At 71.0% G+C, this 23,665-nt stretch carries 25 protein-coding genes and 3 pseudogenes; 12 read left to right on the forward strand and 16 right to left on the reverse strand.

Going from position 1 to position 23,665, the window contains the following annotated elements; all coding sequences use genetic code 11:
• The 5 genes and pseudogenes from CU044_RS02680 to CU044_RS02705 form a co-directional block, all read left to right on the forward strand.
• Positions 1 to 228 (forward strand): annotated as a pseudogene (locus tag CU044_RS02680) (SAM-dependent methyltransferase); the annotation flags it as partial.
• 525 nt (positions 229 to 753) lie between these two features.
• Complete coding sequence (locus tag CU044_RS39280) at positions 754 to 1,224, forward strand: GntR family transcriptional regulator (RefSeq protein WP_240045296.1); 471 nt, start codon at positions 754 to 756, stop codon at positions 1,222 to 1,224.
• Between the two features lie 30 nt (positions 1,225 to 1,254).
• Positions 1,255 to 1,605: a hypothetical protein gene (locus CU044_RS02695; RefSeq protein WP_129766811.1), complete on the forward strand. Its 351-nt coding sequence runs from the start codon at positions 1,255 to 1,257 to the stop codon at positions 1,603 to 1,605.
• The gene (locus CU044_RS02700) at positions 1,595 to 2,455 is read left to right on the forward strand and encodes an alpha/beta hydrolase (protein WP_129766812.1); all 861 of its coding nucleotides are present in this window, start codon (positions 1,595 to 1,597) and stop codon (positions 2,453 to 2,455) included. Before CU044_RS02695 ends, CU044_RS02700 begins: the two co-directional genes overlap by 11 nt.
• The gene (locus tag CU044_RS02705; protein WP_129766813.1) at positions 2,452 to 3,081 is read left to right on the forward strand and encodes a DsbA family protein; all 630 of its coding nucleotides are present in this window, start codon (positions 2,452 to 2,454) and stop codon (positions 3,079 to 3,081) included. The genes CU044_RS02700 and CU044_RS02705 overlap by 4 nt, the downstream gene beginning before the upstream one ends.
• A 41-nt stretch (positions 3,082 to 3,122) precedes the next feature.
• Here CU044_RS02705 and CU044_RS02710 read toward each other — a convergent pair whose 3' ends face one another.
• Complete coding sequence (locus CU044_RS02710) at positions 3,123 to 3,479, reverse strand: MerR family transcriptional regulator (protein WP_129766814.1); 357 nt, start codon at positions 3,477 to 3,479, stop codon at positions 3,123 to 3,125.
• 104 nt (positions 3,480 to 3,583) lie between these two features.
• Between CU044_RS02710 and CU044_RS02715 the strand changes: the two are divergent.
• Together CU044_RS02715 and CU044_RS39285 are read left to right on the forward strand one after the other, a co-directional pair.
• Positions 3,584 to 4,165, forward strand: a pseudogene (locus tag CU044_RS02715) (zinc-binding dehydrogenase); the annotation flags it as partial.
• Positions 4,166 to 4,475: 310 nt separating this feature from the next.
• On the forward strand, positions 4,476 to 5,654 hold the full coding sequence (locus tag CU044_RS39285) for a hypothetical protein (protein ID WP_240045297.1): 1,179 nt from the start codon (positions 4,476 to 4,478) through the stop codon (positions 5,652 to 5,654).
• A gap of 28 nt (positions 5,655 to 5,682) precedes the next feature.
• Here CU044_RS39285 and CU044_RS02730 read toward each other — a convergent pair whose 3' ends face one another.
• From CU044_RS02730 to hisD, 11 genes and pseudogenes are all read right to left on the reverse strand, one after another.
• Complete coding sequence (locus tag CU044_RS02730) at positions 5,683 to 5,940, reverse strand: hypothetical protein (RefSeq protein ID WP_240045298.1); 258 nt, start codon at positions 5,938 to 5,940, stop codon at positions 5,683 to 5,685.
• Between the two features lie 464 nt (positions 5,941 to 6,404).
• Positions 6,405 to 7,589, reverse strand: a pseudogene (locus CU044_RS02740) (IS701 family transposase).
• Positions 7,590 to 7,664: 75 nt separating this feature from the next.
• A complete protein-coding gene (locus CU044_RS02745) occupies positions 7,665 to 8,636 on the reverse strand; it encodes an alpha/beta hydrolase (RefSeq protein WP_129766816.1) in 972 nt (323 codons plus the stop codon).
• A 328-nt stretch (positions 8,637 to 8,964) separates the two neighbouring features.
• On the reverse strand, positions 8,965 to 9,720 hold the full coding sequence (hisF, locus tag CU044_RS02750) for an imidazole glycerol phosphate synthase subunit HisF (protein ID WP_129766817.1): 756 nt from the start codon (positions 9,718 to 9,720) through the stop codon (positions 8,965 to 8,967).
• Positions 9,717 to 10,172 (reverse strand): RidA family protein, encoded by a 456-nt coding sequence (locus CU044_RS02755; RefSeq protein ID WP_129766818.1) that lies wholly within the window; start codon positions 10,170 to 10,172, stop codon positions 9,717 to 9,719. The genes hisF and CU044_RS02755 overlap by 4 nt, the downstream gene beginning before the upstream one ends.
• Positions 10,169 to 10,894: a bifunctional 1-(5-phosphoribosyl)-5-((5-phosphoribosylamino)methylideneamino)imidazole-4-carboxamide isomerase/phosphoribosylanthranilate isomerase PriA gene (priA, locus tag CU044_RS02760; protein WP_129766867.1), complete on the reverse strand. Its 726-nt coding sequence runs from the start codon at positions 10,892 to 10,894 to the stop codon at positions 10,169 to 10,171. The genes CU044_RS02755 and priA overlap by 4 nt, the downstream gene beginning before the upstream one ends.
• A gap of 26 nt (positions 10,895 to 10,920) precedes the next feature.
• The gene (gene hisH / locus CU044_RS02765; protein ID WP_193563856.1) at positions 10,921 to 11,571 is read right to left on the reverse strand and encodes an imidazole glycerol phosphate synthase subunit HisH; all 651 of its coding nucleotides are present in this window, start codon (positions 11,569 to 11,571) and stop codon (positions 10,921 to 10,923) included.
• Positions 11,562 to 11,720 (reverse strand): hypothetical protein, encoded by a 159-nt coding sequence (locus tag CU044_RS38300; RefSeq protein ID WP_165371761.1) that lies wholly within the window; start codon positions 11,718 to 11,720, stop codon positions 11,562 to 11,564. Before CU044_RS38300 ends, hisH begins: the two co-directional genes overlap by 10 nt.
• A gap of 5 nt (positions 11,721 to 11,725) precedes the next feature.
• Positions 11,726 to 12,319, reverse strand: coding sequence for an imidazoleglycerol-phosphate dehydratase HisB (gene hisB / locus CU044_RS02770; protein WP_030353542.1), 594 nt, complete (start codon positions 12,317 to 12,319; stop codon positions 11,726 to 11,728).
• Complete coding sequence (locus CU044_RS02775; RefSeq protein WP_129766820.1) at positions 12,316 to 13,434, reverse strand: histidinol-phosphate transaminase; 1,119 nt, start codon at positions 13,432 to 13,434, stop codon at positions 12,316 to 12,318. Before CU044_RS02775 ends, hisB begins: the two co-directional genes overlap by 4 nt.
• The gene (gene hisD / locus CU044_RS02780; RefSeq protein WP_129766821.1) at positions 13,431 to 14,780 is read right to left on the reverse strand and encodes a histidinol dehydrogenase; all 1,350 of its coding nucleotides are present in this window, start codon (positions 14,778 to 14,780) and stop codon (positions 13,431 to 13,433) included. Before hisD ends, CU044_RS02775 begins: the two co-directional genes overlap by 4 nt.
• Positions 14,781 to 14,987: 207 nt before the next feature.
• Between hisD and CU044_RS02785 the strand changes: the two genes are divergently transcribed.
• The 4 genes from CU044_RS02785 (at position 14,988) to ybaK (ending at position 19,071) form a co-directional block, all read left to right on the forward strand.
• Positions 14,988 to 16,589, forward strand: a complete 1,602-nt coding sequence (locus CU044_RS02785; RefSeq protein ID WP_129766822.1) for an oxidoreductase — start codon at positions 14,988 to 14,990, stop codon at positions 16,587 to 16,589.
• Positions 16,590 to 16,767: 178 nt separating this feature from the next.
• Positions 16,768 to 17,796 carry a hypothetical protein gene (locus CU044_RS02790; protein WP_129766823.1) on the forward strand — a complete coding sequence of 343 codons (1,029 nt, stop codon included), beginning with the start codon at positions 16,768 to 16,770 and terminating at the stop codon, positions 17,794 to 17,796.
• Between the two features lie 5 nt (positions 17,797 to 17,801).
• Positions 17,802 to 18,539 carry an LON peptidase substrate-binding domain-containing protein gene (locus tag CU044_RS02795; protein ID WP_129766824.1) on the forward strand — a complete coding sequence of 246 codons (738 nt, stop codon included), beginning with the start codon at positions 17,802 to 17,804 and terminating at the stop codon, positions 18,537 to 18,539.
• A gap of 31 nt (positions 18,540 to 18,570) precedes the next feature.
• On the forward strand, positions 18,571 to 19,071 hold the full coding sequence (gene ybaK / locus CU044_RS02800) for a Cys-tRNA(Pro) deacylase (RefSeq protein WP_129766825.1): 501 nt from the start codon (positions 18,571 to 18,573) through the stop codon (positions 19,069 to 19,071).
• Between the two features lie 180 nt (positions 19,072 to 19,251).
• Here the strand turns inward: ybaK and CU044_RS02805 are convergent, their stop codons facing one another.
• The 4 genes from CU044_RS02805 to CU044_RS02820 form a co-directional block, all read right to left on the reverse strand.
• Positions 19,252 to 19,920 carry a DUF2567 domain-containing protein gene (locus tag CU044_RS02805; protein WP_129766826.1) on the reverse strand — a complete coding sequence of 223 codons (669 nt, stop codon included), beginning with the start codon at positions 19,918 to 19,920 and terminating at the stop codon, positions 19,252 to 19,254.
• Between the two features lie 34 nt (positions 19,921 to 19,954).
• Positions 19,955 to 20,761 carry an ABC transporter permease gene (locus CU044_RS02810; protein ID WP_240045304.1) on the reverse strand — a complete coding sequence of 269 codons (807 nt, stop codon included), beginning with the start codon at positions 20,759 to 20,761 and terminating at the stop codon, positions 19,955 to 19,957.
• A gap of 79 nt (positions 20,762 to 20,840) precedes the next feature.
• Complete coding sequence (locus CU044_RS02815) at positions 20,841 to 21,827, reverse strand: ABC transporter ATP-binding protein (protein WP_129766828.1); 987 nt, start codon at positions 21,825 to 21,827, stop codon at positions 20,841 to 20,843.
• A gap of 108 nt (positions 21,828 to 21,935) precedes the next feature.
• Complete coding sequence (locus CU044_RS02820; RefSeq protein WP_129766829.1) at positions 21,936 to 23,240, reverse strand: NYN domain-containing protein; 1,305 nt, start codon at positions 23,238 to 23,240, stop codon at positions 21,936 to 21,938.
• Positions 23,241 to 23,484: 244 nt separating this feature from the next.
• Between CU044_RS02820 and CU044_RS02825 the strand changes: the two genes are divergently transcribed.
• Positions 23,485 to 23,664: a hypothetical protein gene (locus CU044_RS02825; RefSeq protein WP_129766830.1), complete on the forward strand. Its 180-nt coding sequence runs from the start codon at positions 23,485 to 23,487 to the stop codon at positions 23,662 to 23,664.
• Position 23,665 lies beyond the last annotated feature (1 nt).

The following is a 23,665-nucleotide window of genomic DNA, read 5'->3' on the forward strand; positions in this document are numbered from 1 at the left end:
CTGCTGCCCGAGGGCAACATCTGGCTCTGCTCCCACATCTGGTACGAGTCGGACGGCACCACCCGCGTCGGCTCCGAGGCCTCCCGCCTCACCACCCCCGACGAGGTCGACGCGTACGCGCGCGCCGCCGGCCTCGAACCCGGACAGCGGTTCGCGAGCTGGGACGAGGCGCCCTACAGCGAACAGCTCCCGATGTTCGTCACCGTCTACACCAAGGCCGACGCGTGAACGTGGATTTTGACCGGACGGGGCGTTGCGCCGCTCATTCCCCGGGATCGTCGGCGAGGTCGTTCAGGGCCGCGGCGATACGGCCAAGGCGGCTGCGGTCGTAGGGAGTAGAGGACGTAGTAGCCCTCGCGGCGGCCGGTCAGCAGTCCTGTTTGGGTCATCTGCCGGAGGTGGCGGGAGATCACTGATTCCGAGAGACCCAGGAGGGTGGCGAGCTCCTGGGTACTTCGGTGCTGTCCTCCGGCGAGGGACGCGGCGATTTCCAGACGCGGTGCGGCGGCCAGGGCGCGCGGGGCGGCAAGCAGTTCCTCGCGGCTCGCTGCGGCGGGCTTCGGTGCGAGCGGGGCCGCCGGGTAGGTCACCCGCGGGGGCCAGGGGGCGTCGCAGGTGACGCGGACGTGGGGCCAAACGTAGTGACTGGCGGTGAACGTCACCGGGCGGGTACGGGTGACGGTGGGATCGCTCGGCGTCATGAGTACGGTCCAGGCCGCCACAAGGGGCAAACCACGAGGGGGATCAGGAGACGTGTCGCAGCCAGGACTCGACGAGCTCACCCCCGTCAACCTGCGAAGCACCCCCGCCCTCATTGCGGATCGGCTGCGGGAACAGATCGTCTCCGGTGCGTTCGCGTCAGGCAGCAGGATGATCGAGCCACGGCTGGGGGCCCGGCTGGGCATCAGCCGCGGCCCCGTGCGGGAGGCGCTCCAGCGTCTGGTTCAAGAGGGTCTGTTGGTCAACATCCCCAACCGGGGCGTGTTCGTCGTCGAGCACCAGCAACTGCTGGCCCTGCTCCAGGGCAAGGACGGGCAGGCCCTTCTGCACGCCGTCAACACGCACCCTGGACTTGGCGGTGCGTGCCTCGTGCGAGCCGGTGATCCGGCCCGGGCTCCGCTTGGTGAGGCCGCAGTGGTCCTGGTCGCCGAGGACGCGGCGGTCGTCAGGGGAGCCGGCAGGCCGATGGACGCGGAGATCCTGTCCGCCGAGTTCGGACAGTAAGAACCGGACGGAACCGGTCAAGCGGCAGGTATGGCCGATCGAATCCGGACCGCGCTGAGCACGGCGGGTGCCACCCCGGAGCAGGTCACGGTCGCATCGACCAGCGAGGGCGGCATCGTCCACCTCGACGAGGTGGAACGAACGGCCCTTCAAGAGGTGTTCGGCCCCGGCGGCCCTCGAAGACTGCGGGCCAAGGAGTTCGCCGGCGAGTGCGGTGGCGCCTCCGGCATGGTCCAGATCGCCGCCGTTCTCGCCCGGCACCGCGCCGACTCCCGGCATGACGGTGAAGTGTCCCTGGTGACGTCCGTCTCGCCGGACGGAGCGGTCGGCGCGGTGGTGCTGCGTGGCTGGAGCAGGAAGCTGACCAACAGTGGCGAGTGAGCGCACGCGTCCGCAGGACGTCCCCGAGGCGGCCGCTCGGGAGATGGGCGGGCGGCGCGTCGGCGTCCGGGTCCTGGCCGACTGCACCGGGCCGCTTGTGGTCGCGGTGCACGGAGCCGAGGGCGGCTGGCGCGAATGGCAGCCGCTGGCTGCGGAGTTGGCGGACGACTACCGGATGGTCGCGCTCGACCTGCCCTGGCGGGCGGGCAACGACTACGGCTGGGGTGCCGCGGGAACCCCCGGAGCGTGGCTGCGCGGCGCTCTGGCACTGCTCGACGGTCCCGTTCACTCGTTGCTCGGCCACTCACTGGGCGCGAATGTGGTCCTGGAACTGGTGTGCGGCCCAGACGCCCCGGACCTGGCGATGGCCATGCTGTTGGCACCCTTCTACCGCCCGGCCGAGGACGCGGTGAACGCCGCGCTGGAGCAGGAGTTCAACACGGCGTTCCGGTTCGCGGTCGCCGATGGCATCCGAATCTCCCTGGCCGCCCTCTATGACGGCATGGACGAGGCCCTCTTCGCGTCGATCGTGGACACCGCCCTCGATCGGATCGGTCCAGCGGGGATCCACTCGCTGTACCTGCGGTTCGCCGCCACCGGCGCCTTCCCCGTGTCCACCGTGCGCACGCCGACCCGAGTGCTGGTCGGCGCGAGCGACCCGGCCCTCGTCGCACGACGGTGCACGGCACTGTCCCTGGCGATGCCGGCGGCGACGGTATCGCGTCGGCCCGGTTACGGCCACTGCTTCCACGTCAGCCACGCGGTCGAAGTAGCGACCGATTTCACCGAGTTCCTGGCCGGGGCATCGGCCGGCTCAGGCATTCTTGCCGGATCGCAGGGGAGTGCATGACCACGCGCAGACGTCCTCGGCTGTACTTCAGCCTTCGCAGCCCGTACAGCTGGATGGCGGTGGACCAGTTGGAGCACCGCTTGCCCCGGGCCACCGAGCTGATCGACTACTACCCGTTCTGGGAGCCTGAACCGCTGCTCCGGCAGGCGCTCCACGACCGGGGCGCCGAGGTTCTGTACACACCCATGAGCAAGGCGAAGCATCTCTACATGCTGGGGGATGTCAAGCGGACGGCGACCAGGTTCGGCTATCCGCTGGCCTGGCCGGTCGATCAACTCGGCCAGGAGTGGGAACTGCCGCACCTCGCCTGGCTGGCGGCCCGTCGCCGGGGTGAGGAACACGTCCTGTACCGGGCGCTCGTCGAGGCGCGCTGGCATCGCGGGGAACGTATCTACGACGAGGACATCTTCATCAGGACCGCCGACGCGGCGGGACTCGACGGTCCCGCGCTCCGGTCGGAGAGGTTGCTGCTGACCGGTCCTGCGGTGTGCCGGCACCGTGGTCAGCTGCGGCCTGCCCCGTCCACCGCCGCCCGGCGTGTGTCCGGGGTAGCGAGAGCGACGAACGCTGTTTCGACGGCCTCCGGATACGCCTGGGGCTTCCCCTGGCCGGCCAGTGCCTGGTAGATGCCGGATAGGTCGGGGCCCCACCCCTCGCGACGGGTCGATCAGTCCTGCGCCACGTTATCCGCGGTCACGTTTTCGATCACGCGGCCGAGTTTGATCTTGGCCCGGGTCAGGTCCTGGATGCGTGCGGCGATGCGGTCGCGTTCGATGATGAGCTGGTCGACCATGGCGGGGGTCGCGACGCCCGTGCTCACGCACGGCAGGAGTTCGACCACGGTACGGCTGGAGAGGCCGGCCGCGAAGAGGTCCTGGATGAGCTGGACCCGCTCCAGGGCTTCGTCGGGATAGTCACGCTGGCCACCGGGCGTCCGCGCCGATTCCAGGAGCCGCTGTTCCTCGTAGTAGCGCAGGGCCCGCACGCTGACCCCTGACCGCCTGGCGAGCTGTCCGATGCGCATGACGCAGGTCACTCCCTTCCCCCCTATACCTCACGTTGACGTCAAGTTCAGGCTGGCAATACCGGCTCCGGGGGCAGCCCTGGGGGCCGATCGAACCGTTGCCGGCGCCCACGTGGAACGACGAGCAGGCAGCGGGCGCCGGTCTCGCGTCCGTGACCGCGATGCGTGGCTTGAACGCGCTCGGCTCCCTCGCGGGGCGCACCCTCCTCGTCGAGGGCGCCGCCGGAGGCGTGGGCAGCGCGGCAGTCGAGATCGCCGTGGCACAAGGTGCCGGCACCGTGATCGGAACAGCCAGCGAACGCAACCACGAGTTCCTCACCTCTCTCGGTGCCGTTCCCACCATCTACGGGCCCGGCCTCGCACAGCGCCTCACCACCCTCGCTCCGCACGGCGTCGACATCGTGCTCGACACCGCGGCCTCCGGCTCCCTGGACGACCTTGTCGCGATCGCGGGCGACCCGAAGCGCGTCGCGACGGTCGCCGACCACGCGGGCGGGCACCGCCTGGGCACGCATGTGGCCGACGCGGTGAACGACTCCACTCTCCTGTCCGCGGCGGCGGAACTGGGCGGGCAAGGCCGCTACACACCCCGTATCGAACAGGCCTACCCCCTGGAGCGGATCGCCGACGCCCACGCGCACGCCGAGCGCGGACGCACCCGAGGGAAGATCGTGATCTGCGTCTGAACGGGCCGATCTGTATCTGAACAGGCCCACGAGGTAGGTAACTCGCAACGTGCGGGCCCGCGTGGCGAGCGTGCCCTCGATCGGTCCCAGCGAGCCGGCGGTCCGGAGCGTGCCGATCTCCATGGCGCCTCGACAAGCAGGCCGCCCCCACTCGGGCACCGCACGTGGCACATGAGCCGTCGTCCAAAGGGAAAACCCCGGCCGGGGAGGACCCGGACGAGGTTGCTTGCCGCCGCACGGTGGATCTGAGAGCCCTCGCCGCGTGGCCTGCAACTCCTAGAACGCCTGAGGGGCACAGTGTTCCCGTTCCGTGGCAGGCTGTTGCGCACCATCACGCACCCGCTGGTCCCCGCCCTCTCTGAAGGCCGGGGCCAGCGGGTTCCCGGTCAATCACCTCCGAGAATCTACGAACCCGTCGGCTTGCCGGACGAGCGACTGGAAGTACGTCGAGGCCGCCGGATGGGGACGCCCCGCGCACACCTACGAGAAGGAAGTCGGCCGGCGCCGTACGGTCACCGTCGCTCTCTACCGGCTCGGCGACGTCCGCGCACTCCTGGAGCTGCCCGGCGTCGACTGGGAGGCCGTCCGCGGCCTGCCGAAGGGGGCGCCCTCCCCGCTGCGCGAGTACGCCAAGCTGGCCCCGACCCGGGCCGCCGCCGTCTGCGGCTTCGCGCAGCGCCTCGCAGATCGGCACGGGATCACCATCTGGGCCTGGAACAGCCCGTACACCGGCTGCTGGGAGCTGGACTGGGAGCGGACCGAGGGCCTGCCCGAGGGGACCGTGCGCCGGGAGCCGGCCGCCGACCCCGAGGCGGGCGCCTACGCCGCCGATATCACGCTGTGCCCGGCGTGGGGCGACATCACCCGGGAGGCGCGGGGCCTGCTGGAGCCGGGCCGCGCGGTCATTCTCGACACCGAGACCACCGACCTGTACGGCCGCACCGTCGAGATCGCCGTGTATCGACGCGGCCACCGGCAAGAAGCTGATGGACACCCTGGTCAACCCCGGCGATGCCGAGATCAGCGACGGCGCCCGCTAGGTGCACGGCATCACGGACGAGATGGTCGCCGACAAACCGCCGTTCGCGAAGGTGCTCCCCCGGCTCCGCAAGGTCATCAAGGGCCGGGTCGTGTGCGCGTACAAGGCCGAGTTCGACCGCGCCGTCGTCCTCGGTCGGGCATGCACCTGGAGCCCTGGAGCAGCTGGTACTGCCTGCAGATGTATTCCGACTGGCTCGGCTCCAGCCGGTGGCTCCGGCTCGGCGGAGCCCACCGCGCCGCTGGCGACTGCGAGGCGGCCGCCCGGCAGGTGCTGATCGAGGTCTCGAAGGGGATGGGCACCGCGTTCACCCCCCGCCCGCACCCGGTGACCCCGTCCGCGGCCCACCGGCCGGAACGGCCCTCGCCCAGCCCGCCGTTCCCGACGCCTGACAGACCCGCCGACAGACCCGCACCGAAATTGCAGACGGGCCCCTGTGAGACCTGTTAGCCCCAACAGGTCTAATAGGGGCCCTTCCTCAGCGGGCGGTACGGATGCCCCGGTAGCCGGGTCCGAGTCCGCGCCGCTTCGGCGCCCCGCGCGCAGCGGGGACCGTCGCCGCGGCGGTGGGCCCGGGAACCTGGTCGTCGGCGGCGATGCCCAGCCGCCGGCGGGCGTCGCCGGTCGCGACCGCCACGGCGGTGAGGGCCTGCGCGAGGTCCGGCGCGGCGCTGCCCAGGGCCTCGGCGAGGGTGTCGATCGCGTCGAGGGCGTCCTCGGCGGCCGCCGTGCTCAAGCTGCCCGGGCCTGCGAGCTCCGCGAGATGGCAGGCGCTCTCCACCGCTTGCTCGGCGTGTGCTCGACTCCGGGCGCGTCCCGCCCCCATGTGATCTGTCGCAGCGAAGGCTGAGCATTCTCGCCGAAGTTTGAGCGAGTACCCCTACCCACGTGAGTACGCGTACTCACGTGCAGGTGGCGGCTTGGTCGAAGACTCTGCGCATGAGACGAATCCCTGCCTCAACCGGCACGTTCGCCTGCTCCTCGCGCCGCTCTCAGCTCACCCTCGCGATAACAACCCTTGTTGTACTGGCACTTAGTACTGCAACGGTGTTTATGGTGACAGGTGGTCAGTCGGTGGTGGGGTGTGTCCTCGTTGTTTGTAGTGGCTGGTGCGGGCTTGGTGTTGTCGTCTTCGGCGCCATGTCGACCAGTGCAGGATGTGCTCGACGGGTGTGGGCCGTCGGTTGGTGAGGCGGTGGATCAGGCGTCTGGTCTCGGCGAGGCTGAGGTGGATGAGCGGGGAGGATCCGTTTCCGCTTTCCAGGTGTCCAGTTCGCGGGCCCGCAGGACGGTGAGGCAGGCGTGGACGGCCATGGCCAGGGTGATGTGGCGGTGCCAGCCGGGGTAACGGCGAACCTGGTAGTCGTCCAGGCCGCACTCCTGCTTCGCGGTCTGGAAGCATTCCTCGATCGCCCAGCGGCTGCCGGCGATGCGGATCAGCTCGTCCAGAGTGGTGTCGGCGGGGCAGTAGGCGATGTAGTAGGAGAGCTCTTCGGGGCGGGCGACGCTGCGGCGGGCGATCACCCAGTGTCGGCGGTCGGGCCGGTGCCAGGGGCGGACTTCGACGCGTGCCCAGTCGTAGACGCGGGGCCCGTGGGCGCCCGCACCACACGAGCGGCGTTTCCACTTCTGCCGGGGCAGGCCGGGGAAGAGATCGCTCACCGGGTGGTCGATCGCCCAGCGGGTCACGACCGTGTCGTGGCGGGTGGTGGCCATGACGTGGAAGACGTCTGCTTGTTCCAGCTCGGAGCGCCAGCCCCTGCTGTAGCCGTAGCCGGCATCCGCGGTCACCCAGCGGAACGGGATCTTGTCGGCAATCGCCCGGCGGACCATCGCCTTGGCCATCGCCACCTTGGTCGCGAAACCGACCGCATCGTCGACGCCGGCCCGGCGGCACCGCTCACGGTCGTCCGTCCAGGAGACGGGCAGATACAGACGGCGGTCGATCAGCGTTCGCCCGAGAGGGGCCGCACAGGCGAGAAAGACACCGACCTGGCAGTTCTCTGTGCGGCCTGCGGTGCCGGAGTACTGACGTTGCACCCCGGCCGAGCCGGTGCCCTTCTTCAGAAAGCCGGTGTCGTCCACGATCAGGACTGCACCGGGATCGCCGAGATGCTCGACCACGTACTCACGCACATCGTCCAGAACCTCATCAGCGTCCCACTCGATCCGGTTCAAAAGCCGGTGGATACGGTCCGGGCCTGCATGGCCCGCTTCTTCAGCCAACGTCCAGCCGTTCTTCCGCTACAACGGGGCTATGAGCCCCCGCATATAGGCAAGGGCGGACTCACGCGGCTCTGACCTGCTGAATCGGTGCACGAACCGTCCCTGCACCGCACTCAATTCACCGGCCCACGAACTGACCTCAGCAAGATCCCCACCCATGACACGACCGACGATCGACCCGCCCACCCGTCACGGCAAGCACCGTTGCAGTACTAGCGCCTGGGGACCTGTGGATCAGCCGTGGTGCGGGCAGTTCCCGCGGTACTCCGCGATCGCCGGGCCCGGCTGGGGCAGCGGGCAGAGGAACTGCTCGTAGCGGGTGTCGTTGTCGATGAATCGCTTCAGCCAGGAGACGCTGTACTTCGCGATGGTGGTGTTCGGGGTGTTCGGCGCGTTGTGAGTGGCTCCCTTCAGTTCCAGATACGCCTTGTCGAGCGAGCCCGGCAACGAGGTGTAGAACGGCTCCGAGTGCGAGGCGACGGGCGCGACGGTGTCGCCGTCCGCCCCGACCACCAGGGTGGGGGTACGCACTTCGGGCCAGGTCCTGTCCAGGTTCCAGGCGGTCAGCGGGACGGCCGCCTTCAGCGAGGTACGGCTCTTGGCGGCCTCCAGCGCGCCGCCACCGCCCATCGAGTGGCCCATGACGCCCAGCCGCGCGCGGTCGATCCGGCCGCTGACGGCCGACCCGCCCGTCAGATAGTCCAGCGCCGCGAGGAGTTGGCCGCCCCGGCTCGCGGGCTGGTCGAGGACGGTGACGGTGTCGATGGTGAAGACGACGAAGCCCTGGGAGGCGATCCGGGGTCCGAGCCAGGCGAGGCTCGACTGCGTGCCGGTGAAGCCGGGCACGACGGCCACGGCGCCGAAGGTGCCGTCCGCGGTGGACGTCGGGTAGTAGATCGTGCCGCCGCCGAATCCGCTGACGGCGCCCCGCGCGACGGGGGTCTGGGAGACGGCGTACGGGCCGCGGTCGGCCTCGATGGACGCCACGGTCGGGGCCGGTCCGCGCTCGTACGGATTGTCCGCGGCCTCGGCGAGGCCGGTCGCGTGGGCGCCGGACGCGCCGGGGACCAGCGCGGCGACCAGAGCGGCGGTCGCGAGCGCGCCCGCCCATAAGCGCGGGGAGTGGGATGCCGGAGGGCGGCAGAGCGGGGAGTCGGAGGCCGGGGAGTCGGAGGCGGCGGGGCGTGGTGGGGAGTACGGGTGCACGGCGGGTGCCTCTCGGTCGTGACGGGGCCACACCGGAAGCCGCCTGAAGCCGCCGCAAACCGTCGGATGCCGCCGGGCGCACCGGAGTGGAACCGCGATGATGACTGGCGATTCCACTGTCGCGGCGCAACCGGCGGATGAGCACCGGCGAGTTCACCGGTCTTCACCAGTTCCCGCCGGTTCTCACCGAACCTGACCGATCTTCACGAACGGAGGCGGACCGCCCGCGTCCGAACCGAGGCCAACACCCCGGTCAACACCCCGGTCCACGCACCGGTCCCACCTCGGTCCACGCCTCGATCGAGGCACCCTCGATCAAGGCACCGGATCAGCGCACCGGATGACCCGCCTCGCGCAGCGCGCCCTTGACCTCAGAGATCCGCAGATCACCGAAGTGGAAGACGGAGGCGGCCAGCACGGCGTCGGCGCCCGCCTCGATGGCCGGCGCGAAGTCCGCGAGCCTGCCCGCGCCTCCGGACGCGATGACGGGCACGGTGACGTGCTCGCGTACGGCCGCGATCAGCTCCGTGTCGTAGCCGTCCTTCGTACCGTCCGCGTCCATCGAGTTGAGCAGGATCTCCCCCGCGCCCAACTCGGCCGCGCGGTGCGCCCATTCGACGGCGTCGATGCCGGTGCCCTTGCGTCCGCCGTGCGTCGTCACCTCGAAGGACCCGGACGGTGTGCGCCGCGCGTCGACCGACAGCATCAGCACCTGCCGCCCGAAGCGTTCGGCGATCTCCCGTATGAGGTCGGGGCGCGCGATGGCCGCGGTGTTGACGCCGACCTTGTCCGCGCCCGCCCGCAGCAGCTTGTCGACGTCCTCGGGGGTGCGTACGCCGCCGCCGACCGTGAGCGGGATGAAGACCTGCTCGGCGGTGCGGCGCACCACGTCGTACGTCGTCTCGCGGTCGCCCGAGGAGGCGGTGATGTCGAGGAACGTCAGCTCGTCGGCGCCCTCGGCGTCGTACAGCTTGGCCATCTCGACCGGGTCGCCCGCGTCCCGCAGGTTCTGGAAGTTGATGCCCTTCACCACCCGGCCGTTGTCCACGTCCAGGCAGGGAATGACCCGTACGGCGAGAGTCATCCGGCACCACCCCGGTGCGTCCCGGGCCGCCGCGTGTCGGACCGGTACGCCTCGATCTCGACCTCCACGACCAGACTCGGGTCGATGAAGCCGGACACGACGATCATCGACGCGGCCGGGCGCACGGCGTCGAACAGCTCCTTGTGAGCGCGGCCCACGTCGTCGGCGTCCCGTACATGGGTGATGTACATACGTGTGCGCACCACATGCTCCGCGCCGAGCCCCAGCTCCTCCAGCGCCTTGACGGCGACCCCGAAGGCGGCCCTGGCCTGCTCGTACGGGCCCCCCGCCGAGATCCTGCCGTCGACCATGGCCGTGCACCCGGCCACCAGGACAAGGCCGTTGGGGAGTTCCACCGCGCGGGAATAGCCGATGGAGTCTTCCCACGGACCGCCGGACGTGATCTTCCGTACCTCTCCGGCGCGTGCGCCGTCGCGTACGTCGTCGCTCATCCGGACACCGCCGCCAGCGCCTCTTCCAGGGTGAACGCCTTCGCGTACAGCGCCTTGCCGACGATCGCGCCCTCGACACCCTCGGGCACCAGCGTGGCGATCGCGTGCAGATCGGCCAGCGAGGAGACCCCGCCGGAGGCGACGACCGGCTTGTCGGTGACGGCGCAGACGTTCTTGAGCAGTTCCAGGTTGGGACCCTCGAGCGTGCCGTCCTTGGCGATGTCGGTGACGACGTAACGCGCGCAGCCCTCGGAGTCCAGCCGGGCCAGCGTCTCGTAGAGATCACCGCCGTCACGGGTCCAGCCGCGCCCGCGCAGCGTCGTGCCGCGTACGTCGAGGCCGACCGCGATCCGGTCGCCGTGCTCGGCGATGATCTTGGCGACCCACTCGGGGGTCTCCAGCGCGGCCGTACCGAGGTTGACGCGGGTGCAGCCGGTGGCGAGGGCCGCGGCGAGCGAGGCGTCGTCGCGGATTCCGCCGGACAGTTCGACCTTGATGTCCATGGCCTCGGCGACCTCGGCGATCAGCGCGCGGTTGTCACCGGTGCCGAACGCCGCGTCGAGGTCGACCAGATGGAGCCACTCGGCGCCCGAGCGCTGCCAGGCGAGGGCGGCTTCGAGCGGGGAGCCGTACGACGTCTCCGTACCGGACTCGCCGTGGACCAGCCGGACGGCCTGGCCGTCACGGACGTCGACGGCGGGCAGGAGTTCGAGCTTCGGCACAGAGGGACCCGTGGGCACAGATGACATCAGAGGATTCCGATCCAGTTGGTCAGCAGCTGGGCGCCGGCATCGCCGGACTTCTCGGGGTGGAACTGGGTGGCACACAGGGCACCGTTCTCCACTGCCGCGACGAACGGCTCGCCGTGGGTGGCCCAGGTGACCTCGGGGGCGCGGATCTTGGGGTTGGTGACCTCAAGGCCCCACTCGTGTACGGCGTAGGAGTGCACGAAGTAGAAGCGGGCCTCCGGGTCGAGCCCGGCGAACAGCCGGCTGCCCTCCGGTGCCTCGACGGTGTTCCACCCCATGTGCGGGACGACGGGGGCCTTGAGCGGCGCGACCGTACCGGGCCACTCGTCGAGGCCCTCGGTCTCCACGCCGTGCTCGATGCCGCGCTCGAAGAGGATCTGCATGCCGACGCAGATGCCCATGACGGGCCGGCCACCGGCGAGCCTGCGGCCGATGATCCACTCGCCGCGGGCGGCGGTGAGCCCCTTCATGCACGCGGAGAACGCGCCGACGCCCGGAACGAGCAGCCCGTCGGCGTTCATGGCGCGGTCGAAGTCGCGGGTGATCTCGACGTCGGCGCCGGCCCTGGCCAGGGCGCGCTCGGCGGACCGGACATTGCCGAATCCGTAGTCGAAGACGACGACACTCTTGCCGCTCTTGCTCATTCCCAGATCCCTTGGATGCGCAGGACTCCGGCGACCAGACACAGCGCGGAGCAGATACCCAGCAGCACGATCACGCTCTTGGGCAGCTTCTGCTTGTGGAACGAGTACACACCGCCGGCGAGGAAGAGTCCCACGACGATCAGAATGGTCGACAAACCGGTCACAGCGCGCCCTTGGTCGAAGGAAGAATGCCCACCGCCCGCGGGTCGCGCTCGGAGGCGTACCGCAGAGCGCGGGCCAGGGCCTTGAACTGGCACTCCACGATGTGGTGCGCGTTGCGCCCGTACGGGACGTGTACGTGCAGCGCGATCTGCGCCTGGGCGACGAACGACTCCAGGATGTGCCGGGTCATGGTCGTGTCGTACTCGCCGATCATCGGCGCCATGTTCTCGGGCTCGGTGTGCACGAGGTACGGCCGCCCCGACAGGTCCACCGTCACCTGGGCCAGCGACTCGTCCAGCGGGACCGTGCAGTTCCCGAAGCGGTAGATCCCGACCTTGTCGCCGAGGGCCTGCTTGAAGGCGGCGCCGAGGGCCAGCGCGGTGTCCTCGATGGTGTGGTGCGAGTCGATGTGCAGATCGCCCTCGGTCTTCACCGTGAGGTCGAACAGGCCGTGCCGGCCCAGCTGGTCGAGCATGTGGTCGTAGAAGCCGACTCCGGTCGACACATCGACCTTGCCGCTGCCGTCGAGATCGATCTCGACGACGACGGAGGTCTCCTTCGTACTGCGTTCCACGCGGCCGATGCGGCTCATGCGCGCTGCTCCTTCTTGAGGTCACGTACCGCGTCGAGGAACGCGTCGTTCTCGGACGGGGTGCCCGCGGTGACCCGCAGCCAGCCCGGTACGCCGTTGTCACGGATGAGGACCCCCCGGTCGAGGATCCGCTGCCAGGCCGTGTGGGAGTCCTCGAAGCGGCCGAACTGGACGAAGTTCGCGTCCGACTCGGTGACCTCGTAACCGATCGCCCGCAACTCCCCCACCAGCCGGTCCCGCTCGGCCTTGAGCGTCTCGACGTACCCGAGCAGCGTATCGGTGTGCTCCAGCGCGGCGAGCGCGGTGGCCTGTGTGACGGCGGAGAGGTGGTACGGCAGGCGCACCAGCTGGACGGCGTCGACCACGGCGGGGTGCGCGGCGAGATAGCCGAGACGCAGCCCGGCCGCCCCGAACGCCTTGGACATCGTGCGGGACACGACGAGCCGCGGCCGGCCCTCGATGAGGGGCAGCAGGGAGTCGCGGTGGCTGAACTCGACGTACGCCTCGTCGACCACGACCAGGGAGGGCCTGGCGGCCTGGGCGGCGTCGTGGAGCGCGAGGACGGTCCCGGCGTCGACCGCCGTGCCCGTGGGGTTGTTGGGCGAGGTGATGAAGACGACATCGGGGCGGTGCTCGGCGATGGCCTTCTCCGCCGCCTCCACATCGATGGTGAAGTCCTCGCCGCGCGGTCCTGAGAGCCAGCCGGTGCCGGTGCCGCGGGCGATCAGGCCGTGCATCGAGTACGAGGGCTCGAAGCCGATCGCCGTACGGCCGGGACCGCCGAAGGTCTGGAGCAGCTGCTGGATGACCTCGTTGGAGCCGTTGGCGGCCCAGACGTTCGCGGCGGTCAGCGGGTGCTTCCCGGTGCGGGTCAGATACCGGGCCAGCTCGGTGCGCAGCTCGACCGCGTCACGGTCGGGATAGCGGTTGAGGCTCCGGGCGGCCTCGCGGACGCGCTCGGCGATCCGCTCGACCAGCGGCTCGGGCAGCGGGTACGGGTTCTCGTTGGTGTTCAGCTGTACGGGGACGTCCAGCTGGGGTGCGCCGTACGGGGACTTGCCGCGCAGCTCGTCCCGTACGGGCAGCTCGTCGAACTCACGACTACCGAATGTCACTTTCCGGGCACCTTCCACGCGAACCTCGCCTTCAGCGCCGCGCCGTGCGCGGGCAGGTCCTCGGCCTCCGCGAGGGTCACCACGTGGTGGGCGACCTCGGCGAGCGCCTCCTCGCTGTAGTCCACGATGTGGATACCGCGCAGGAAGGACTGGACGGAGAGCCCCGAGGAGTGGCAGGCGCAACCGCCGGTCGGCAGTACGTGGTTGGAGCCCGCGCAGTAGTCGCCGAGCGAGACCGGGGCGTACGGGCCGACGAAGATCGCGCCCGCGTTGCGGACCCGTGCGGCCACCGCGGCGGCGTCGGCGGTCTGGATCTCCAGGTGCTCGGCGCCGTACGCGTCGACGACCCGCAGGCCGTCCTCGACGGAGTCGACGAGCACGATCGCGGACTGCCGGCCGGAGAGCGCGGGGACCACCCGGTCCTCGATGTGCTTGGTCGCCGCGACCTGCGGCTCCAGCTCCTTCTCGACCGCGTCGGCCAGTTCGGCGGAGTCGGTGACCAGGACGGCGGCGGCCAGCGGGTCGTGCTCGGCCTGGCTGATCAGGTCGGCCGCGACATGGACCGGGTCGGCGGTCGCGTCCGCGAGGACCGCGATCTCGGTCGGGCCCGCCTCGGCGTCGATGCCGATCCGGCCGGTGAAGTAGCGCTTGGCGGCGGCGACCCAGATGTTGCCGGGGCCGGTGACCATGTTGGCGGGCGCGCAGCCGTCGGGGCCCGGGGTGCCGTACGCGAACATCGCGACGGCCGAGGCGCCACCGGCCGCGTACACCTCGTCGATCCCGAGCAGCGCGCACGCGGCCAGGATCGTCGGGTGCGGCAGACCGCCGGCGGCGTCTCCTGGATAGCGGGGCTTCTGCGCGGGTGAGGCGAGGGCGATCGACTCGACGCCCGCCTCCTGGGCCGGCACCACGTTCATGATCACCGACGACGGGTAGACGGACCGGCCGCCGGGCGCGTAGAGCCCCACCCGCCCGACCGGCACCCACTTCTCGGTGACCGTGCCGCCGGGCACGACCTGAGTGGTGTGCGAGGAGCGCCGCTGCGCGCGGTGGACCAGCCTGGCGCGCCGGATCGACTCCTCCAGCGCGGCCCGTACGGCCGGATCGAGCGCTTCCAGGGCGTCAGCAAGGGCCTTCGCGGGCACCCGGACCCGCTCCAGTGCCACTCCGTCGAACTTCTCCGCGGCATCGATCAGCGCCGCCGTACCCCTATGGCGCACGTCCTCGCAGAGCGGCCGCACCTTCTCCAGGGCGGCTTCCACGTCGAACTCGGCTCGGGGCAGCAGGTCACGCAGGTCTCCACCCTCGGGGAGGGTGTCGCCGCGCAGATCGATTCGTGAGATCACGGGGTCAATTCTCGCAGACCGCCTCAGGCCGCCGGTCGCGCGTATCACTGGCTGATACACGCCATGTTCACTCCGGGTCACCATTAGCGTTCAGCACGTCACTCAGCGGGAACAACGCATGTACGACCACCTTTCATCAGTCGCACGGACCGTCCGTCATCACTTGTACGGACCATCTGTACGCACAGGGGAAGCGGAGGCGCGGCAGTGACCGAGCCGCAGAACGACGAATCTCCCGACTGGCTCAGCGCGGCGGAACTCGGCATGTGGCAGTCGTTCCGCAACGGCAGCACCTACGACCTGAGCACGTCGGACGCCTTACTGAACGACCCCTTCGCGCCGCGTCCCTGGGGCACGGACCGCAGTGTCCGCGCCAGGGTCATCGCGTTGCTGCTGCTCAACGGCCCCGCCGCACTGCCGGGCCGGGTCGCCGCGCTCAAGCTCCGCGGGGTGCAGATCACCGGCACGCTCAACCTCGCGGGCGGCACGATCGCCCCGTACGTCGAGCTCAATCACTGCCGTTTCGAGAACGAGGTGGTGCTGCCCGAGTCGCGTTTCACCACCCTGAGGATGGTGGGCTGCGCCATCCCCCGGCTGGAGGCCGCCCGCCTCCAGACCGAGGGAGATCTCCATCTGCCGCGCTGCCGGGTCGAGCGGGGCATCAGGCTGACCGACGCGCAGATCGGCACGGATCTGCTGATCAGCCAGATCGATGTACGTCCCGACCGGCTGGGCCGGGCGATCACCGCGGACGGAATGTCCGTCGCCCAGGACCTCCAGGCCGATCAGATCGAGACATATGGCGAGGTCAGTCTGCGCGGCGCCAAGATCGGGGTGTCGCTGAGCCTGCGCGGCAGCCGGCTGCGGGCCGCGGAGGAGCGGCGGGCGTTCAACGCCCCTCAGCTGACGGTGGAGCGGTCGCTGTACATGACGGGCGCGTGGGTGAGCACGGAGACCGGCGACCCCGGCATGACACCCCCGCACGGCGTCGGCAGCGTCGCCACACCGCTCCTGGGCACGCGGTTGCAGCGCTTCGAGTGCCGGGGCGGGGTCCGGCTCGACGACGGCCGCTTCGGCGACGCCGTCGACATGGACCAGGCGCGGTTCTATCTCGCCCCCACGGAGGAGTTGTCGCTGCGCCGGATCAGCACCCCCGAACTGCGCTTCAAGTGCGAGCGGCTGGAGGACGGCAGAGTCGTCCTGAACGGCGCGAAGATCGTCACACTGGTCGACATGTCGACCAGCTGGCCGGGCCCCGGCGGGCTCGCCATGGGCGGTTTCGTCTACGAGAATCTCGTCCCGTTCGGCCACTTCCCGCTGATCAGACGGCTGGAGTGGGTGGCGGCGGCGACCCCGGAGTACTCCCCGGAGCCGTACGAACGACTGGCCCAGGTCCTGCGCAACACCGGCGAGGACGCCGACGCGCGGGAGGTCCTCCTCGCCAAACAACGCCGCCGCCGGGAGACGCTGCCGCTCGCGGCGAAGCTCTGGGGCTACCTCCAGGACTGGACGGTGGCCTACGGCTACCGGCCGGGCCGGGCGGCGCTGTGGATGGCGGTGCTGTGGGGAGCGAGCACGGTCGCCTTCGCCCGGCACGCCCCGGAGGCGATCAAGGGCGACGGACACCCGGTGTGGAACCCGGCGCTGTTCACCCTGGACCTGCTGATCCCGGTGATCAACCTCGGCCAGGACGGGTACTGGCTGCTGAAGGGCGGCTGGCAGTGGGCGGCGGCGGCGCTGATCATGCTGGGCTGGATCCTGGCGACGACGGTGGCGGCGGGAGCGTCGCGGCTCCTGCGGCGGGGCTGAGGGCTGTCCGGCGCCGAAAAGACTGCACCGGAAAGGAGGCGCCGGAAGGACGACACCCGGGATGTAACGGCATCCCGGGCTTTCTTTACCTCGCCTTGACTTTGGGCGCTACAACCTTTTCGCCCGATACGAAAGCTTCACAGCTGCCCCCTGGCGCGTCCGCGACCTGCGGTTTTCAATGGTCCGCACCATGTCATTGCTCCGCGCCCTGATCAGCACCGCGCGTATGGTCCGGCACACCCCGCAGCTCGCCGCCGGGCTGCCGCCGGACGACGCGGTGCTGCTCGACGCCCCCGACGAGCGGCTCGCTCCCGCGCTCGTCGCCGCCGCGCTCGGCGAGTACGAGCCCGCGGCGAAGCTGCTCGCGACGACACGCGAGGCCGCCGAATGGGAGAACCGCGACCGCTATGTGGTGCGGCTGGCCGCGTTCGCGTACGGCCGGGACGGCTGGCTCACCGCCTGGCTGCGCGCCGCGCCCCGGGACCCCGACGCGCTGCTCGTCCGGGCGGAGCTGGCCATCCGCAGGGCCTGGGAGTCACCGGCCCGCGCCGAGCGGCTCCGGGAGACGGGCCCGATGATCGACGCGGCGGCCGACGGCGATCCACGCGACCCGGTGCCCTGGCGGGTCGCGCTCGACCACGCACGCGGTACGCACGCCACCCACACCGCGTTCGAGTCGCTGTGGGAGCAGGCCGTGCGCCGCGCCTCGCACCACTACGGCTGCCATGTCGCGGCCCTCCAGTACCTCTCGGCCGAGTGGTACGGCTCGCACCGCGAGTGCTTCGACTTCGCCGAGCAGGCGGCGCACGACGCCCTGCCCGGCTCCCTGGTCCGCGCGCTGCCCGTGCGCGCCGCCTTCACGCTGCTGCTGAGCGGCGAGCCCACCTCCGTACAGGCGGACCGGATCGACGCGGCGGCCGATCTCGCGATCGCGGTGTCCGCCCAGTACGAGGCCGGCGACCCGTGGCCGGCCGAAGTACGCAATCTGCTGGCGTACGTGCTGGTGGAGCGGGGGCGCTGGGAGGAGGCGCTGGAGCAGTTCCGGCTGATCGGCTCGTACGCGACCTCCTTCCCGTGGACCTCGTTCACCGACGATCCGCTGGGTCATTTCCTCGAATCGCGGCACGCGGTGAGGATCCAAGTGGCCTCGGCGATGCCTTTGCGGAGCAGGACAGAACGGAGAGGGCCCCGCGGCCACTACGCTTGACCGTTGTGACCACCGCACGCCTCCCTCTCTTCCCGCTGAACGCGGTGCTGTTCCCGGGCCTCGTCCTGCCTCTGAACGTCTTCGAGGAGCGCTACCGCGCGATGATGCGCGAGTTGCTCAAGACCGATGAGTCCGAGCCGCGCCGCTTCGCCGTGGTCGCCATCCGCGACGGACACGAAATCGCGCCGACAGCACCCGGAATGCCGGACGGAACCGCCCTGACCGACCGCGGGCCCGACGCCGGCTTCGGCCCCGAACCCCTGAAATCCTTCCACCCGGTGGGCTGTGTCGCGGACGCGGCGACGATCCGCGAGCGCCCCGACGGCAGCTTCGAGGTGGTGGCCACCGGCACCACCCGGGTCCGGCTGCTCTCCGTCGACGCGAGCGGCCCGTATCTGACGGCCGAGCTCGAAGAGCTCCCCGAGCGGACGGGCGACGGCGCGGGCACGCTCGCCGAGGGCGTGCTGCGCGCGTTCCGGAACTACCAGAAGCGGCTGGCCGGGGCGCGTGAGCGCTCGCTCTCCGGCGACGAACTGCCCGACGACCCGTCGGTCGTGTCCTATCTGGTCGCCGCCGCCGCCGTGCTCGACACCCCGGCCAAGCAGCGGCTGCTGGAGGCTCCGGACATCGCGGCCCGGCTGCGCGAGGAGCTGAAGCTCCTGCGGGCCGAGACGGCGGTGATCCGCCATCTCCCCTCGCTGCCCGCCGTGACGCTGACGCACACGCCGCCCAGCCCCAACTGACACGCCTCAACTCACCCAGGGAAGAACCGCCTTGGCGAAGAAGTCCAAGAAGCAGCAGTCCGGAGGCACCCCGGCGACGGTCGCCCTGACGGCCGCGGGCACGCCGTACACCCTGCACGCGTACGAGCACGACCCGGCGTCGCCCTCGTACGGCGAGGAGGCGGCCGAGGCCCTCGGGGTCTCTCCCGACCGGGTCTTCAAGACCCTGGTCGCGGACGTCGACGGCGAACTGACCGTGGCCGTGGTGCCGGTGGCCGGTTCGCTCGATCTGAAGGCCCTCGCGGCGGCCGTCGGCGGCAAACGCGCCGCGATGGCGGACCCCGCGGCCGCGGAACGTACGACAGGTTATGTACGCGGTGGGATCTCACCCCTGGGCCAGCGCAAGCGGCTACGCACCGTAGTGGACGCCTCGGCGGCGGCCCACGCGACGATCTGTGTCTCGGCGGGCCGCCGGGGACTGGAGGTCGAGCTGGCCCCGGCGGATCTGGCGGCGCTCACGTCGGCCGTGACGGCACCCATCGGCCGGAGCTGAGACCAGGGCCTGTCTTCAAAGTCCCGCCTGCCTGGCGACGCCCGGCACGCACGCTCGCGGCGTTGTCGGGACCACCCCAGTACGTCCAGTACTGGGGCGACCCTCCGCCTTGCGATCGCACGCACCGGACGCCGCCGGGCCCACCCTCCGGGCAGACGGCGCTCCTTTGAAGAAAGGCCTCTAGGGCCTGTCCGGCGTCGCGTCTTCCGGCGCCGGGCCGTACGGCGAGGGGCCCCAGTCGTCCCACCTCGGCTCCGGATCGCGCGGACCGAACAGCGCCGTCAGGGCCAGATGGACCACCATCGCCGCGATGGGCCACGCCAACAGCGCGCCCTTCGCGTTCAGTTGCAGCGGCGCGGCGAACGTGACGCCCTGGCCGACCGCCCTGGCATGCGCCACCACGTCGGCCTCGGGGCCGAACCAGACGCCCACCCGCCAGGCGACCACCGCGCCCAGCAGCCCGCCCAGCGCCAGGCCCGCCACCAGCGCGATACCGCCGCGCCTGCGGAAGAGGAACACCAGCACCGCGCTGACCGCCCCGAAAGCGAGCGCCAGCAGCAGGAACGTACCGTCCGCCGCGATCGCCTCCTCGCCCTCGGTGTCCTTCAGGAAGACCGCCGTCTCGTCCGAGATCAACGGGGTACGCGGCGCGAGCCAGAGCCACAGCAGCCCGAGCGCCAGACCGAGGACCGCGACCGCCACCATCACCACGACGGCCTGGCGCACTTCGGTCTTCATATCGGGCCCCTTCTCCGCTTCGGCCCCGTAAAAGGGCGATTCCCCGGCCGGCGGTGTCTGCCAGGGATCGTCGTGCGGCGGTTGGTGGGGCGGTGTCAAGGGTGCGGTCACAGTGCCATCGTGCCAGTCCTGGCCAGGGGGTGCCTCATCGGACCGCCGCCCGCCGGTACGCCCAGGTCGCCACGGCCAGCGAGCAGACACCGACGGCCGCGCACACCGCGAGATCGAAGGCGACCACCGGCCAGTCGGGACGGGCGTCGAACGTACGGGCGAGAGCCTCCACGCCGTAGGTGGACGGCAGCAGGTCACGTGCGTACCCGATCGGCCCCGGCAGCCGGTCCGCGGGCAGCACACCCAGCAGCAGCGCCGCCGACATGCCCAGCTGGCCCAGCAGCGTCGCCAGCTCCTGACGGGGCGCGAGCAGACCGAGCGCCGCCCCCAGACCCGCGAGCGCCGCGCCCGACAGCGGAATCACCGCGACCAGCACCCAGAGATGCGTGAGCGGCAACTGGAACAGCACACTGCCGGTGACGGCCGTGACCGCGGTGCCCGGCACCGTGAACGAGGCATACGCGCCGGCCGCACCGAGCACCACCGCCGCGGGCGGCACCGGCAGGGTGGCGTAGTGGTCGAGCCCGCCGCTCGCGCGCAGCTGACCGAAGTACTGGGCGAGCAGATTGAGCGCCACGAACGCGACGACGAGCACACTCGACCCGGCGACCACCGCCCGCGCCTCGTCGCCCCCGTCCACCACGCCCCGCATCAGGATCATGATCCCGACCGACTGGAACGTCGCCACGAAAAGCAGCGGGATCCGCGCGACCCGGGCCCGCGACAGCTGGGCGCGGTACACGGCGGCGAGCGAGGGCAGCAGCCGCGCCCGGGGCGCGAGCGGCGCGGGCGCGCCGTCCGCAGGCTCGTTCACGGCCGCGGTCCTGACTCTCCCGGACACGGCCTCCGCAGGCACGATGCTCACCTGGTGCTGCTCCTGTTCGGTACGGGCGTACGTGCGTCGCTCACGAAACGGCTGCTCACGCCTTGACCAGCCCCTTCGCCCGGCCGCCGAGCGCCAGGTAGACATCTTCCAGACTCGGCGTCGCCAGGGTGAAATCGTCCAGCGCCGAGAAGGCCGCGCCGCCGGTCACCGCGGCGACCGCCGCGCGCGCCTCGTCCGGCGCGAGCCGCAGCACCCACCGGCGCCCCGACTCCTGCGCCGAATCGCGCAGCGCCGCGACCTCGGGAACATCGAGCGGCGCGCGCTCGCGCCACACGAGCTCCACCCGCACCTCACCGGCGACCTCTTCCTTGAGCCCGGACGGGGTGTCGCAGGCGATGACCTTGCCCCGCTCCAGCACGGCGACCCGGTCGAGCACGGTCTCGGCCTCGATGACGTTATGGGTGACGAGCAGCACGGTCACCCCGTGCTCGGCCCGCCGCCGGTCCACGGCGGCCCACACCGCGCGCCGCGCGACCGGGTCCATGCCGGTGGTCGGCTCGTCGAGAACCAGCACGGGCCGCTCCCCCACCAGCGCGGCGGCGAAACAGGCCAGCCGCCGCTGGCCCCCCGACAGCTTCTTCAGGGGCCGCCCGGCGATCTCGGTCAGCCCCAACTCGGCCAGCACATCGTCCCGCTCGGCCCGCGCCACCCGCAGCGACAGCCCGCGCAGCCGGCCGGTGGTCTCGGCGGCGAGCGCGACGGTCAGTTCGTCCAGCGCGGTCGACTCCTGGCCGAGATAGCCGATGAGCCGGGAGGCGCGTTCGGGATGCCGCACCAGATCGTGCCCGAGGACCTCGACCTCACCGGAGTCGGGCCGCATCAGGCCGGTGAGCTGGCGTACGAGAGTGGACTTGCCCGCGCCGTTGGGCCCGAGCAGACCGAAGATCTCACCGCGCCGCACGTCGAGCGAGACCCCGTCGGTGGCCCGCACCGCGGGCGTCCCGGGGACGCCGCGTCTGCCGCGCGCGGCCGGATACGTCTTGACCAGATCGCGCACCACGCACACCGTACTCACGAGCATGGACCTTACGTTGTGCCGACCCGGTACGTTTCCGGCGGGGGGCGTGGTGCGGGTTCGCGGTGGTGCCGGGGGCCGGGGCCACCGGGCCGCGCCCACCCCCACCACCACCTACGGCGAAGCCGTATCCGCCGCGGCCCGCACATCGATCTCCCGCCAGAACCCGGCCCGAATCGCATACCGGTCATGCTCATCGATCTGGTCGTCCTTGTGCGCCAGCAGGCCGAACCGCGCCGCGTACCGCAGCAGTTCCCCGTCGATACGGTGCGGAACCCGCGGATACATCACGGACAGCCTCTGCACATGCGCCGCCTCCGGCAGCCGTTCCATCCACCGCCGCGCGAACACCTGCCCCACCTCGAACGGATCGCCCCCCACCGTGGTGATGTCCTCCTCGCGGTCCGCCCAGCGCTGCTCCGCGCTGGTCAGCTGCGCCAGGGTCGGCAGCGATGCCGTCTCCGGCGGTTCGCCCGCCGTGCCGCTGCCCGGCCGTTCGACCCATCCCTTGTCGGAGGACCACCGCAGCGTCGCCCCCGCCGGATGCTGCCCGGACTGCTGTCCGGACGGGCCCGGCGTCGGGGCGCCGGGGCCGCGCAGGCCCGCCAGGTCCTTGGGGGTCGGCACGCCCTTGCCGCCCGTGCCGGCCGGATGGGGTTCCGCGTCGGGGGCCGCGGAGGCGGGTGCCGGCGACGAGCCGTTCCGCCCGGCGCCGGTGGTGGAGTCCGCGCGGGCCGCCGCCGCCTCCGCCTCCGCCGCCCGTTCCGCGGACGCGGCCAGCGCCGATTCGGGCAGCGGCGCCGAGAGGATCGCCGCGATCTCGGGCCGGGGCGCCGGCGGCGGGGCGCAGACGCCGCCCAGGTCCTTGGCCCGTACGGCCTTGGTGATCCAGGCCCGGTCGAGCACCCGCCGCTCGTCGGCCTCGGCGACCAGGTCCTCGGACTGGTTGTAGTCGCCGTCGGCGGCCTGCACGGCCCAGAGGTGGACGGCGACGCCATGCTCCTTCGCGGACATCAGGCCGGGCAGCAGATCCCCGTCCCCCGTCACCAGCACGACATCGGAACAGGCGCGATTTCTGGCCAGCTCGGTCAGCTCCGCGTGCATCGCCGCGTCCACGCCCTTCTGCGCCCAGCGCCCGTCGCTGCGGGTGAGGGCGCCGAGCCGTACGGTGACGCGCGGCATGACCCTCAGCCGCCGGTGCTCGGGCTGTGGAACCCGGTCGGGGGCGCCGTCGAACCAGTAGATGCGGAGCAGCGGCTGTTCCGTATCGGCCTCGGCCCGTTCTCGCAGGCCCTGGATGAGGGCGGTGTGGTCGACGGTGATGCGGGAACGGGCCGGTTCTCCGGCGAGGAGACTCGCGGCGGCGCCCAGCAGATAGCCGGCGTCCACCAGGACGACGCAGCGGTCCACGTGTTCCACCTTCTTTCGGGAACCTCGGGATCGTGAGATCGGGAGTTACTGCGGGTTTCCTTCGAGTCTGCCCGACGGCAAGAGGCTTAACGTCCGGAACTCGATCATCGGCGTGGCGTATCGGCGCTATGGAACCGATCAGGCCGCTGACAAGGCACCACTACACACGGCAATGATCCAAAATGCGCCAATTGGCGGCTTATGTGAGGCTTAACGCGGCCTGGCATCCAAACCCCCGGCAGGAGGCAGCATCATGGCCAAGAACAAGAACCGGGATCGCAGCAACAAGCAGCACGCCCGCTCGGACGCCGAGCGTGGCACCGAAGAGTCGCAGTCCTCGTCGATGGAGGACCGGTCCGAGCAGGTGCAGTCGAGGATCACGCCGACGGATGCAGCCCACAAGGGCAAGCAGAAGCGTTTCGGCCACAACTGAC

The sequence above is a fragment of the Streptomyces sp. L-9-10 genome (assembly GCF_004151105.1).
GTDB lineage: Bacteria > Actinomycetota > Actinomycetes > Streptomycetales > Streptomycetaceae > Streptomyces.

What these genes read in the sequence shown, in the direction of transcription:
- CU044_RS02695 (WP_129766811.1), top strand. Translation starts at nt 1,255, where the DNA reads ATGGCCGATCGAATCCGGACCGCGCTGAGCACGGCGGGTGCCACCCCG.
- CU044_RS02705 (WP_129766813.1), top strand. Translation starts at nt 2,452, where the DNA reads ATGACCACGCGCAGACGTCCTCGGCTGTACTTCAGCCTTCGCAGCCCG.
- CU044_RS02710 (WP_129766814.1), bottom strand. Translation starts at nt 3,479, where the DNA reads ATGCGCATCGGACAGCTCGCCAGGCGGTCAGGGGTCAGCGTGCGGGCC.
- hisF (WP_129766817.1), bottom strand. Translation starts at nt 9,720, where the DNA reads ATGACTCTCGCCGTACGGGTCATTCCCTGCCTGGACGTGGACAACGGC.
- CU044_RS02755 (WP_129766818.1), bottom strand. Translation starts at nt 10,172, where the DNA reads ATGAGCGACGACGTACGCGACGGCGCACGCGCCGGAGAGGTACGGAAG.
- hisB (WP_030353542.1), bottom strand. Translation starts at nt 12,319, where the DNA reads ATGAGCCGCATCGGCCGCGTGGAACGCAGTACGAAGGAGACCTCCGTC.
- CU044_RS02790 (WP_129766823.1), top strand. Translation starts at nt 16,768, where the DNA reads ATGGTCCGCACCATGTCATTGCTCCGCGCCCTGATCAGCACCGCGCGT.
- CU044_RS02815 (WP_129766828.1), bottom strand. Translation starts at nt 21,827, where the DNA reads ATGCTCGTGAGTACGGTGTGCGTGGTGCGCGATCTGGTCAAGACGTAT.
- CU044_RS02825 (WP_129766830.1), top strand. Translation starts at nt 23,485, where the DNA reads ATGGCCAAGAACAAGAACCGGGATCGCAGCAACAAGCAGCACGCCCGC.